This window comes from Chryseobacterium sp. CFS15 (genome assembly GCF_031118795.1).
GTDB lineage: Bacteria > Bacteroidota > Bacteroidia > Flavobacteriales > Weeksellaceae > Chryseobacterium > Chryseobacterium indoltheticum.
Genome location: NZ_JAVHYL010000022.1, coordinates 1 through 12,961, shown reverse-complemented (window position 1 = coordinate 12,961; position 12,961 = coordinate 1). Strand labels below are relative to the sequence as shown.

The following is a 12,961-nucleotide window of genomic DNA, read 5'->3' as shown; positions in this document are numbered from 1 at the left end:
GTTGCTGCTGTTCCACCACTTGGAGACCATGCGTATGTATAAGGTGCTGTTCCGCCTGTTACAACAATTCCTGCCGTTCCGTTTGAGCCACTGTTACATGAAACATTTGTCTGTGAAACTGTTGCACTCATTGCCGTTGGCTGAGTTACCGTTGCCGTTACTGTTCCCGAACATCCGTTAGCATCAGTAATGGTTACCGTATAAGTTCCTGCTGCTAATCCTGTACGGTCTTCTGTGGTGATTCCTCCTCCCCAGTTGAACGTGTAAGGTGCTGATCCACCTGTTGGTGTTAAATTGATAGCTCCTGTTGATCCTCCGTTACATGCAATATTTGTAACTACTGTCGTTCCTGAAATTGCAGTTGGCTGAGTAATCGTTACCGTTCTTGTTATCGTACATGCATTAGCATCTGTTACCGTTACGGTATACGTTCCTGCCAATAATCCTGTTGCTGTTGCTGCGGTTCCACCACTTGGAGACCATGAATAGGTATAAGGTGCTGTTCCGCCTGTTACAACAATTCCTGCGGTTCCGTTTGAACCACTGTTACATGAAACATTCGTTTGTGAAACTGTTGCACTCATCGCCGTTGGCTGAGTCACTGTTGCAGTTACTGTTCCTGTACATCCGTTGGCATCAGTAATCGTTACGGTGTAAGTTCCAGCTGCCAATCCCGTGCGGTCTTCTGTGGTGATTCCTCCTCCCCAGTTGAACGTATAAGGCGCTGATCCACCTGTTGGTGTTAAGTTGATAGCTCCCGTTGATCCGCCGTTACATGCAATATTCGTAACCACTGTTGTGCCTGAAATTGCTGATGCAGGTTGAGTTACTGTTGCAGTTACTGTTCCTGTACATCCGTTAGCATCAGTAATGGTTACCGTATACGTTCCTGCTGATAATCCCGTGCGGTCTTCTGTGGTGATTCCTCCTCCCCAGTTGAAAGTATAAGGTGCTGATCCACCTGTTGGTGTTAAATTGATAGCTCCTGTCGAACCGCCGTTACATGCAATATTTGTAACTACTGTAGTGCCTGAAATTGCTGTTGGCTGAGTAATCGTTACCGTTCTTGTTATCGTACATGCATTAGCATCGGTTACTGTTACCGTATACGTTCCTGCTAATAATCCTGTAGCTGTTGCTGCAGTTCCTCCGCTCGGAGACCATGAATACGTATATGGTGCTGTTCCGCCCGTTACAACAATTCCTGCCGTTCCATTCGAGCCACTGTTACATGAAACATTTGTTTGTGAAACCGTTGCACTCATCGCTGTTGGCTGAGTTACCGTTGCTGTTACTGTTCCTGTACATCCGTTAGCATCAGTAATCGTTACGGTGTAAGTTCCAGCTGCCAATCCCGTGCGGTCTTCTGTGGTGATTCCTCCTCCCCAGTTGAACGTGTAAGGTGCTGATCCACCTGTTGGTGTTAAGTTGATAGCTCCTGTTGATCCTCCGTTACATGCAATATTCGTAACCACTGTAGTGCCTGAAATTGCTGTCGGTTGAGTGATTGTTGCAGTTGCTGTAGTTGTACATCCAATAATGTCTGTTATTGTTACAGTATAATTTCCTACTGCTAATCCTGTAGCCGTTGCTGCAGTTCCGCCGCTTGGTGACCATGAATAGGTATATGGACCAATTCCTCCTGACGCAATAACTGTGGCAGCTCCGTTGGTACCTCCATTACATGAAACATTTGTTTTACTAATATTTCCAGAAATCGACGAGACCGTTAAGGTAGCCGAATTTGAAGTTGCCGAACCTGAAGAATTAGTTGCAACACAACGATATTGGTATCCACTCATTGTTCCTGTTACTCCCGTTATTGTTAACGTAGTTGTGGTAACTCCTGAAAATGGTGCCCCATTAGGTATAGCAACAAAACCACTCCCTGTATTTTGTTGCCATTGATAAGAAGTTGCTCCCGTTGCGGTAATAGAAAAAGTTGTGTTTTCGCCAGAGCAGAGCGTTCTGTTTGGTGGGTTTCCTGTAATTACTGGGTTACTACCGATAAACTGACATCCTGAATATGCCGTTGTACCTGCAGAAGCTAAAAGCGACCAGTTCCCCATAGTCATTACCGCCGAGCGTACTGAAGCCGCTGTAGTAGTTGGTGTACCTGTACAGTTAAACTTTCCTGATTGAGCAACAATATTTCCTGATTGTGCCCCTGTATAAAATGCACTTGTCCCTCCAATAAGTCCGGGAGGCATTAATGAAGAATTGGGACCTGCTGGAACTCCAACATTCCATCCTGCCGTTGTAGTTCCTCCTCCTGGATAATACAAGTAGTTGATTCCTGCAATACAGTAAGCTCCGCTTCCTGTAATAGCTCCGTTACCTCCCTGAAATGCAATAATCTGATCCCCCGTATTGGCTAATGAAAGACCATTGGTGGACGAACCATCAGTAAGTGTAACAGTACCATTTGTAGTTGATGTGCTGGTTACCGGATTATAAGTGGAAGCTACAAGTCCTACTATATGTACTTCTGTTCCCATGGGAATTGCCGTACTACTTACCCAAGTAATGGCAGATTCTGTTCCTCCGGCAGCTTGCCATCCAGAGCCATTATAGCCCCTGTCGGTAAAACTAATAGTTGTTCCTGCCGAAATATTTGTAAGCAGAACAAAAGAAAACTTGTCTCCCACTCCTGCTAAAGGAGTAGAATCGTAGCTTGTAAACGCAATATCCCCTGCTAAGAGGGTTGTTTGCGCATTAGCTGTAAAGCCCAACAATGACGATCCTGCTATGAGGACCGCCTTTGTCAGCGTTTTGATTTTTGAATAAAAATTTTTCATATTTAATTCATTTTTAGGTTAAAGATTCACAAACCGGCTGCCTTTTTTCATCCCAAAAGCAAACAATTTGTGACCGCTCATAAATCCTTCATCTGTGTAGATGATATCTAATCGAAGTTGAGTTTCATTATTACATTTTACAATGAGCCCATTATCTTCGTCCAACGACAGAATAGTTCCGGGAATATCAGATTGATGTGAAGTTTCGTTAATTACTGTGGCTTCCACCACTCTTATATTCCAGCCATTCCATTGTGTGTATGCTCCTTTATTCCACGGGTTGCATGCCCTGGATAAAGCCTCGATGGTTTTAGCATCATACTTTTGCCAAGAAATGCAAACATCTGCTGCTGCAGGTTTTGCGAAATATTTAGCATTGTCTTCGTCTTGTTTTATTCCTTTAGAATTGTTTTTTAATAAGGTTAAAAGTTCACTGAGTAAATTTGCGCCCAACCATGACAAATTGGTACAAAGTATACCGTGTGTCATATTTATTGAAAGAGGTAAAATCTTTTTCAAAATAATTGCTCCTTTATCAATTTTATTTTCAATGGCATGAACGGTAATCCCCGTTTCTTTTGCACCACTTCTTATAGATTCAAAAACAGGATCTGCGCCTCTCATTTCAGGCAATAATCCGTAGTGAAAATTGTAGAATTTACCTTGATGTTTATTTAAAACTTCTGCAGGTATCTTCCAGGGAAACGTCATGGTGAAAATAAATTGAGCATTTGTTTTAGTGATCAATTCTTCTAGCTGAGCAGAAAGATTTTCTTTTTTAATTATTAATAATGGAATTCCGGACTGTTTTGAAAGCATTGAACAAAAATCAATGACATCTGTATTTGCTTCCGGCACTCCTAAAGCACAAAGTCGACCTTGCGAAGCTAAAGCCTGCAAAGCCGGAACCGCCATACGATTATTGCATAAAACTACTATTTTGGATGCTGTCATCATGATTCTAGACACGCATAAGCATTAAGCCAAGAGTTAGCTTCAATACTCTGAATGTATTTAATATTATTATTTAAACTTTCACGTTCAGATTCTGTTACCGAGGCAACCTCAACATCTTTCAGAAGGCAGTTTCCTGTATTTTCATCTTTTGAAACTGTTGCATAATAAACCGAAGCTTCCGTGAATCTATTTTCAGGATTCATATATACTTTTCCGCGCGGCGAATTGATTGTAATTCCATCGAAACGTTCGTTTTCAAATGCAATAAAAAGAGCAGCTTCCCATCCCAATAAAGAGAAAAGATTGGCTTTGCCTTCTTTAATATTATTCATTATACTTACAAAAGTTTCATTTTCAGGCGTTTTTAAAGTTTTAGACCAAGCTACGGAAGAACTCCATTCGCTTCCAGGATAAGGCATTTTAGAAAGCCAAGCTTCATCGGCTGTGAAACCCGTTCCGTACACCGAGTGATTATTTACAAGATTATTCCCGGCTCTGAAAAAATCATCTGCCATATCGCCACAAAATGTTGCAAGAACTGCAGTTTCTTTTTGCTGCTCAAGATATTCGGTAAGTGGAGCCAGAGTAAAATCTTCACGGCGTAAAGACGTAACATGATTGAAGCCTATGGTACCTCCTTTCTCTTCAACAGCAGCTGGATAGATATAAGATGGACGATAGCCCGCATCGTAAAAAGAGCACGTAAATGCAAAATTTCTATGCCCATCTTCAATTGCTTTATGAGTAATAACCCTTGTACACAAACCTCCCTGAAGAGATATAAAATATGCATTAGAAAGTTTCCCCTGAAAAGCAGGAAAATGATATCCGCTGTCTAAAACAAGCAAAGTTTTCCCTGAAGATTCGAAAAGCGGGTGAATAAACTCTGCTGAAATAGGATTAATATATCCAATGATAATATCCGCACCTTCCAAAAGAAATTGCTCGCAACGTTCATAGATCTCTTCATGTTTTGCGGCAACACCTATTCCCGCTGAAATGATTTCGTGATGACCTTCCAAGCCAATATTTTTTAACGCTTGCTTAAAGCCATCCATCATATCAAAAGACATTGAAGGATAAATAACAGATCGTGGTAAAAGTAAAGCTATTTTCATATTTTTTCGATAAAGCCTCTAATCGAATAAACTATCAGAGGCTTTTGTATTATTAATTATGATCTTGAAGGGAAAATTCCGTATAAACAAATGATGTAGTTCATTCCTAAAAACGGCTGCTGAATACTAATAGGCTGGCTTCCTCCTGCAACGCTTAAGCTGAATGCCGTTGTAATTGGTCTTAATGCTGTATCTGCAGGTTGGCTTGAATATAAACCTGGTAATGATGCAAGTGTGGCATTTGAGGGAGAACCTGTATCACCTCCTTCAGAAAACGTTTGAATAGAAGCTGTTTCTGTTCCGGAAGCATGATTGTGCATAGGCAGATTGGGAGTAAGTAACGTCACCGTCGGTGTACCATTGATCTCTCCAAGAGTCCAGTTATCAATTCCTGCTCCACTTCCTGTTCCCATAGCAGTTCTACCCGCAAAATTGGGTAACATAAATGTTGTAACTCCATTTCCTCCGTACATGGTTCCTAAAAGCGCAAAAAGAGCCTGATTTGTATTGATTGCTAATGTTTGCCCTTGACAGAAAGCCCAGGCTTTTGGAGCAAAATTTCCTGCAAACATTCTTATTTCTGACATTGTTCCATCCATGATGATTAGTTTTTTAGAATTAAAAATTTACTTAATTATGGTCTGCTTGGATAAATTCCTTCGCAGCAAATAATATAATTGGCAGCCAAAACAGGTTGTAAAATTTCAAAAGGATTACCGCTACCTACAGCAGATAAAGCCCCTGAAGCTGTTGCCGGAGCAATATTTGTATCTGCAGGTTGAGTAGCATAAGCACCTTGAAGTCCTCCTAAAATTGTTCCCGAAGGGGAACCCGTTTCTCCTCCTTCTGAAAAAGCAGGAAATGCAATTGTAGCCATTGCATTATGGGTATGCATCGGCATTTGTGAAGTGTTCATTGTTACATTTTCTGTACCTCCTACCTGACCCAATGTAATATTTTGTAAACCAGCTCCCTGTCCTGTTCCTACAGCAACACGACCACGTAAATCTGGTACACCAAATGTAGTTTGCCCATCACCACCATAAGTAGTTCCTAAGATTGAAAAAAGTGTAGAGTAATTTGCTATGCTGTATTCTGTTCCGTCGCAGAAAAACCATCCTCTTGGAGCGAAATTCCCCGCAAACAATCGAATTTCTCCTATATAACCTTCCATAGTATTTTAGTTTTAATTATTATTAGTTTAAAAAAATTCAGAATGACCTAAGATTAACTTCTAGATGGGAAAACTCCATACATGCAAATAATATAATTCATTCCTAATGAAGGCTGAGTAATATTAATAGGTATGCTTCCGCCAGTAACTCCCACTTGAATATTCAAAGGAGTTGCTTTGGTACTAGAATCACTTGCCTGAGATGTATACATAGATCCCTTTGAAGCCAAAACATTATTTGTAGGAGTTGCAGAATCTCCCTCTTCCGAATATGCCGGAATCACAATATTTCCTCCCGCAGTATGAGTATGCGGCGGAAGATTAGAAATTGTAAGTGTTGTAGTATTTGTCCCCGTCATCTCACCTAAAGCATAGTAAGATAGCCCAGGTCCCTGTCCTGCTCCCACCGCAGATCTTCCTGAAAGATTAGGTAAGCCGAAAGTGGCTTTTCCATCTCCTCCATAAGTGGTTCCCAAAATAGAGAATAAAGCGGTGTTTGCGCTGATTGCAATTAATGCACCATTACAATACGACCAATCTCTAGGTGCAAAGTTTGCGGCAAAAAGGCGGATTTCTCCTATTGTTCCTTCCATAGTTATTTGTTTTTTTGATTGAAAATGATAAATTTTATCTTTAGTAAATAGATTAAAACTCTTGAGATCATCAAGTAGAGTTGACAGAGCTATAACTCCCGGTTTGAATTATTTCATCGGGATATAGAGAGAGTACAAAACAACAATATGCAATATGCTACATTTTCTATGTATAGAAGAGCATGCGACTGTACTGTTTTTAAATTTCACACATAAGTGATAATTAAATTAAGAGGGGAATTTTTCGCAGAATTTTTTTCATGTTAACTTAGTTTTCGGTCGGTTTAGTTTTTTTTGTAATTATTAACAAATACAAATTATTAATTAACAATCATTAACAAATATACATTTATTTTGATTATAATAATATAATAAATCATAAATGTTTAATACTAATCTTTTAATCTATTTCAAATAAAATATTGATGAATTTATCTCTGTATTATTATGTTAAATGATTATTGTCAAAATTAGAAATTGCAACACACATACAAGTACGTATTTATACTGATTTTACTTATCGATTTATCTTCACACAAAAAAGAACAATAAAAATGTATAGCAAAGTCTTTTATTTTGACCAAACTGAATAGTTAATCAGTTGTGAATTTTGACACCGGCTTTAAAAAAATAGTTTAATTTCGAGTAATTTGGTATTTATTCGGAATGATTACGCGAGAATTTGCTTAGATTTTTCAGTTAAAATTTCAAGATCTTCTTTATCGCTTATACACTGCTGACCAACATTGAGCACCTTTCTTGCATGTTTCTTTGCAGCGTCTTTATATTTTTGGTTTTTTACCATTTTATGTATAAGCACCAAAGCATCCATTAATTTTAGAACGACAGCAGTATTCCCGGAAGAATATAATCTTATCTGATTGAAAGCAACATCAGTAACCAGCTCAAAATCATATGCATTGGTAATTACGCGAAGATTTTCTTCGTCATCAAAACGATAGCTTGGCGGAAATTTTTTAGTTGACAGATAACACAGTGTGGAAGTCAGGTTATCTATACAGGAAATCGCAGTATAGGGATCATTTACTCCAGGAGACAAAGCACGAACGGCAATTTCTACCATTTGGTGAATAGACAATTCAATATCCTGCTGTGACGTTCTTGCGCTGCCCAAAATAAACTGCTTCTGTATTTTTTCTAAAATATCTTCTTCAATCTCATGATAATATAAAGTACCCAAATCAATTCCTTTTACAATGTAACTTCCAGGTCTGTAATTGAGTTTTATAAGGCTTTTACTCTCTGTTGCCAATTGCAATAAAGCATCAATATCGACATATTGCACATATCCATATTGAGTGGCAGGAATAGATATTTCCTTCCGATAAATTGCTGTTTCTTCTTCTAAATCAACAATAATTGGTTCTTCCTGCTCATCATCTTCGGTTTCGGGAAATAATTTTTTCACTTCTTTACCTATAGAAACAGAAATTTCCGAAATAACATGATCGGCCTGAATACTTATCGCAATACGATGGATAAATATGATAAGCAACACAATATTCATCACCGCAAAAAGAATGGAGAATAAGATAGATAATGAAGGAATAAACTTGTAATCTTCGGTATCTTTTATTGTATTTAGTACGATGAGGCAATAAATATATGTTGAAATATAGGTTCCTAAAACAACCTGATTTAAACGTACATACATAAAATTCCTGATCAATCGTGGCCCGAATTGTGAAGAAGCAAGCGTTAAAGCAACCAAAGTCACAGAAAAAACAGTACCCGCAACCCCAATCATCGCTCCTGATATGGTAGAAAGTACGCTCCTAGCTGAAGCCGAACTTCCGATAAAAAAGAATCTTTTGATGCCTTCGTTTTTTAATGCTAAATTTCCGTCAATACTTAAAATAAGAATTGCAAAAAATATGGCTCCAACGATAATAATCACAGGAACAAACCAAAAGGTTGATTTTAACTCGCTCCAAAAGAAAAGCAGTTTTTTCATAAACTGAATATACTAAAAAGATATGATTTCTAGTGGTTTAGATAATTATCTTTTTATGTTGATCACTTATTCGTAGGATAGTGATGTTTAGTTTATATTGAATTTTTTTTGACAGATTGTACTCTTTCACGTAACTTAGTGTTATAAAAATTCAATACAAATGCTTAAAAAATCAACAAAAGAAATTTTATTACAAGATTTGTTAGAAACGAAACAGCTTCTGGTGGATGCGTTTGATGATAAAGAAGTTCCATTTATCAAAGGAGGCGCAATCGACCAGTTTTTCACTGGAAAGGCTTTGGAATTTCAAAGAAATATGATCCTTTACGACAGCCTGGTGAATTCAGGAAAAATAAAGGACAATGAAGGGAATACAATAGCTTCACTGGAAAAGATAGCTCTTGACCTAGCCGAGATAAAATCAAAACTTGATAATCAATAATGGGTCTGGCTGGATTCTTAAAATAAAAAGAGAGCAAATAAATTATTTGCTCTCTTTATAACTATATAGTTATTAATTGAAGTTACGCTATTTTAACGTTAACTGCATTAACACCTTTGTTTCCATTTTGTAAATCGAATGTTACGACATCATTTTCACGAATATTATCAATTAGACCTGAAGTGTGTACGAAAATGTCTTGACCACCAGCTGATGGAGTAATAAAACCAAATCCTTTTGTTTCGTTAAAGAATTTTACTGTTCCTTGTTGCATTGTATTATGTATTAAAAATTGTATTCTGTTTTATAGGATAATCCCAGTATTTTGATTATAAATCAAAACAATAATAAATTTTGAGAGAAAAAAATGGATGAATAGAATTTAAGAGTGAAAATCGAACTTCTTAAAAGGCAGTACACCTAAAATATTAATGACAAAATTAATCGGCTATTTAAAAATCTGATTAGTATTTAATCTCACACAGATTATTCAGTTGCCTTATTATTTTACAAATGTATGCTAAATAAATGACACTCACAATATTAATTTCAATTATTTATTTATTTTAATGAAAGAGCAGTAAATAAAAACGATGAAAAACGTTTTTATGGTAAAAAAGAGACCATTAAAATTATGAATCTATATTAATATTGATAGTAGAAATTGTAATGCAACTTAGATAATTTCTAAACTTACAAGATAAAATACATTACAAATTTTAAGATAAGATTAGAAAGTAGAGCGATATTAAAACGACAATTGGCTTTGCATCGCAGACTGCAATGTTCTGATTTGCTTTCTATCAAAGAAAACCAGATCCACATGAATGCTCTTTCTTGAACTTTGGGACTGAATTTTTAGATTTAAATGATCTTTAACCAATCCTTCTTTAATCATAAACTGTTGAATTAAAGTAATTGGAAATTCAACTTTCGGACGTACATATCCTTTTGGTGAAAATGGATGAATTTGTCTTACAGTAAAGCAACCTCCAGAATTTTCAACTTCAGTACTCCTTATTCTTATTAGAAATGTGAGAATAAGGACTATAACTCCGCAAAAAAATAAATCAAGAAAAAAATGTTTATAAAGAATAATACCAAAAATTGGTAATACAGAAGCAAACAGCAGGACATAGGTCGCCGCCTTAACGAACTTACTATTTGAAATTTTCATATTGCTATTTGTTATATATTATAAGTAATAATACTTATTATATTTATCTTTATAAATGATTTGAATGCAAAAATAAATAAAATATGTTCACTATGCAATAAAAAAAATTAACACATTGATTTAGAAGCTATTATTTTTAATCTCTAATAAAGCAATTGTTTTCTTAAAATAAATGAGTCAAATCAAACTAACGAGCAAGTCGAATTCCTGTATATTGCCATTTAAGATCTGTTTGAAAAAAGTTTCGGTACGTATTTCTACTGTGTCCAACTGGAGTTGCTTCAGATGCACCACGAAGAACCATTTGATTAACCATGAATTTTCCATTGTATTCACCTACGGCGCCTGCTTCTTTGGTAAAACCCGGATAAGGCAAATATGCAGAATTTGTCCATTCCCAGCGATTTCCCCATTCAAATTTATTGGAGGCAACCTCCCATTCTGCTTCGGTAGGCAGACGCATACCTTTCCAAGAAGCAAAAGCTGAAGCTTCATAAAAGTTAATATGACAGACTGCATCATTTAAATCTAATTCTTTCAGACCATTCAAAGTATAATTCATCCATTTGCCATCAATCAAATGCCAATACAAAGGAGATTTCGCTTCTTTCTGCTTTACCCAATCCCAGCCTTCTGCATGCCAGTATCTAAAATCTTGGTAGCCGCCAGCTTCTATAAATTCTAAATAGTCTTTATTGGTGACCAATTCACTTGAAATTTCAAAATCATTCAAATAAACTTTATGTCTTCCCAACTCATTATCAAAACAGAAACCTGTACCATTAAAACCAATTTCGTAAACACCTTCTGAAAAACTAAGCATTTCTTTACTGCGGAAAACTTTCTTTTCTATATCAAGCTGTTTTCTGTAAGCCGGAAAAAGCGGATTGTGTCCCAAAATATATTTTATGTCAGTCAATAATAATTCCTGATGCTGCTGTTCATGATTGAGACCGAGTTCCAATAGCGGTTCTATCTCTTTTGTCAACAGACCGCTCTCAAGAAAGTTTTTCATTTTTTCGTCAACATATTCTCGATATTTATAGACATCAGCAACAGACGGACGGCTCAGATTCCCTCGATCTGTGCGTATTACTCTGGCTCCTACCGTCTCGTAATAGCTGTTGAAAACAAAATTATATTGAGAATCGAAGACCTTATAATCAGGAAAATTTGGTTGTAAAATAAAAGTTTCAAAAAACCATGTTGTATGGCCGAGATGCCATTTGGGTGGACTTACATCAACGATTGGTTGCACCACATAATCCTCAATTTCCAGAGGCTCGCAGATTTTAACTGAATGATTTCTAATATCAGAATAACGTTTCAAAAAATTGTTAACGCCAATTTCTTCTGTAAGTATAGTTGAATTTGGTTTCATATGAATTATTTAGATTAAACAACTTGCCATATAGAGTCTACAAACCAGTTTTTGGAATCGGTAATTTCTGCAAGAACATGAAATTCTGAGCTTTCTGCTAGTTTATTAATATCAGCTTTAGAAAATTTTTGGGAGATTTCCATATCGATCAACTCATTTTTTTCAAAGCTAAATATATGGTTATCTATGTGAACATCTTGTCTTTCAAGACTTACGAGATAACTTTTACATGCTCCTGAAGCAGGGTCGTACGTTTGATAATGCTGAAATTGAGTAACATCGAAATCTGCTTCCAATTCACGATTGATTCTGAGAAGAAGATTTAGATTAAATGATGCAGTAATGCCTTCGGTATCATTATAGGCATTGAGTATAGTATGTGGATTTTTCTTTAAATCGAAACCGATCAGCAAAAGATCACCTAAGTTTAGCTTTTGGTTGAGCTCACGGCAAAAATTATAAGATTCTTCTAAATCCATATTACCGATGTTTCCCCCTAAAAAAAGAACTACTTTTCGTCTTTTTGAAATAGAAGTTGCCTTATCGAGCATATTAAAATAATCGCCTTCTAAAGTAACGATATCCATTGTCGGCAGTTCTTTACTGAATTTTTCATTAAGCACTGAAAGAATATTTCCTGAAATATCAATTGGCATATAAGTAAAATCAATATTTTTCTCCACCAGAAACTTCAGCAGATAAGATGATTTAATTGCATCGCCAGCGCCCAACTCAATCAAATCGAAAGGTTCATCGTTACCTAAAATAATATCGGCTAATTCTTGGGTTTTATTTTTAAATATATCAAGTTCACAGTTGGTTAAATAATAGTCGGGCATCTTCATGATCTGTTGAAAAATCTGATCACCTGCTTTATCGTAAAAATATTTTGAAAACATTTTTTTGGGATTGCTGCTTAGTCCTTCAAATACATCAGATCGAAAAGTATCGATATTACTCTTTCCAATCTGCAGATCTGTATCAAACTGTGAATTCATATATACTATTTTTGATTTGCTTTTAAAACTACAACTATCTTGCCGACAATGTTGAAACATAATACTAAGTTAAAGAAACTTTTTAGTTACCTGTCACTCTTATTGGATGTTATCATTTTGAATTGCAATTATATTTACATCTAATATTGCATAAAAGTAAACAAATATGTCTTGTATGATATATTTCTTAGTCGTGAAAGATATTAGACAAATTGTACAGAGTGGAAATCTGTTAATAATAGGCTTTAAAAATAGCTTAGAACAATGCATTTATAGGTATAATCTTATGGAATGAAAGCCAGAGTGTGTTTTAATGTAAATAAAATTGAGATTTATATATTAATTGAA

Annotated in this window: 12 protein-coding genes; 1 reads left to right on the top strand and 11 read right to left on the bottom strand. The window is 36.2% G+C overall.

The features are described from left to right. The 7 genes from OH814_RS20435 to OH814_RS20405 form a co-directional block, all read right to left on the bottom strand. The coding region (locus OH814_RS20435; RefSeq protein ID WP_374990589.1) for a beta strand repeat-containing protein at positions 1 to 2,798 on the bottom strand (2,798 nt) is incomplete at its 3' end. A gap of 18 nt (positions 2,799 to 2,816) precedes the next feature. Further along, the gene (locus tag OH814_RS20430; RefSeq protein ID WP_308829444.1) at positions 2,817 to 3,755 is read right to left on the bottom strand and encodes a formyltransferase family protein; all 939 of its coding nucleotides are present in this window, start codon (positions 3,753 to 3,755) and stop codon (positions 2,817 to 2,819) included. Next, complete coding sequence (locus OH814_RS20425; RefSeq protein ID WP_308829443.1) at positions 3,752 to 4,873, bottom strand: ABC transporter substrate-binding protein; 1,122 nt, start codon at positions 4,871 to 4,873, stop codon at positions 3,752 to 3,754. The genes OH814_RS20430 and OH814_RS20425 overlap by 4 nt, the downstream gene beginning before the upstream one ends. 56 nt (positions 4,874 to 4,929) lie before the next feature. After that, positions 4,930 to 5,472 (bottom strand): tail fiber protein, encoded by a 543-nt coding sequence (locus OH814_RS20420; RefSeq protein WP_308829442.1) that lies wholly within the window; start codon positions 5,470 to 5,472, stop codon positions 4,930 to 4,932. Between the two features lie 35 nt (positions 5,473 to 5,507). Beyond that, positions 5,508 to 6,047 carry a phage tail protein gene (locus OH814_RS20415; RefSeq protein ID WP_115621447.1) on the bottom strand — a complete coding sequence of 180 codons (540 nt, stop codon included), beginning with the start codon at positions 6,045 to 6,047 and terminating at the stop codon, positions 5,508 to 5,510. A gap of 53 nt (positions 6,048 to 6,100) precedes the next feature. Then, on the bottom strand, positions 6,101 to 6,640 hold the full coding sequence (locus OH814_RS20410; RefSeq protein ID WP_308829441.1) for a tail fiber protein: 540 nt from the start codon (positions 6,638 to 6,640) through the stop codon (positions 6,101 to 6,103). A gap of 670 nt (positions 6,641 to 7,310) precedes the next feature. Beyond that, a complete protein-coding gene (locus OH814_RS20405; RefSeq protein WP_308829440.1) occupies positions 7,311 to 8,615 on the bottom strand; it encodes a DUF2254 domain-containing protein in 1,305 nt (434 codons plus the stop codon). A 160-nt stretch (positions 8,616 to 8,775) separates the two neighbouring features. Here OH814_RS20405 and OH814_RS20400 point away from each other — a divergent pair, with 160 nt between their 5' ends. Beyond that, entirely contained in the window at positions 8,776 to 9,057 is a 282-nt protein-coding gene (locus OH814_RS20400; RefSeq protein ID WP_308829439.1) for a hypothetical protein, read from the top strand. Between the two features lie 82 nt (positions 9,058 to 9,139). On the opposite strand, the gene OH814_RS20395 is transcribed toward OH814_RS20400, so the two are convergent. From OH814_RS20395 to OH814_RS20380, 4 genes are all read right to left on the bottom strand, one after another. After that, positions 9,140 to 9,331 carry a cold-shock protein gene (locus tag OH814_RS20395; RefSeq protein WP_076561142.1) on the bottom strand — a complete coding sequence of 64 codons (192 nt, stop codon included), beginning with the start codon at positions 9,329 to 9,331 and terminating at the stop codon, positions 9,140 to 9,142. A 474-nt stretch (positions 9,332 to 9,805) separates the two neighbouring features. Beyond that, a complete protein-coding gene (locus tag OH814_RS20390) occupies positions 9,806 to 10,234 on the bottom strand; it encodes a hypothetical protein (protein ID WP_308829438.1) in 429 nt (142 codons plus the stop codon). Between the two features lie 187 nt (positions 10,235 to 10,421). Beyond that, entirely contained in the window at positions 10,422 to 11,615 is a 1,194-nt protein-coding gene (gene egtB, locus OH814_RS20385; protein ID WP_308829437.1) for an ergothioneine biosynthesis protein EgtB, read from the bottom strand. A 14-nt stretch (positions 11,616 to 11,629) separates the two neighbouring features. After that, positions 11,630 to 12,613, bottom strand: coding sequence for an L-histidine N(alpha)-methyltransferase (locus tag OH814_RS20380; RefSeq protein ID WP_308829436.1), 984 nt, complete (start codon positions 12,611 to 12,613; stop codon positions 11,630 to 11,632). Between the last annotated feature and the right edge of the window lie 348 nt (positions 12,614 to 12,961).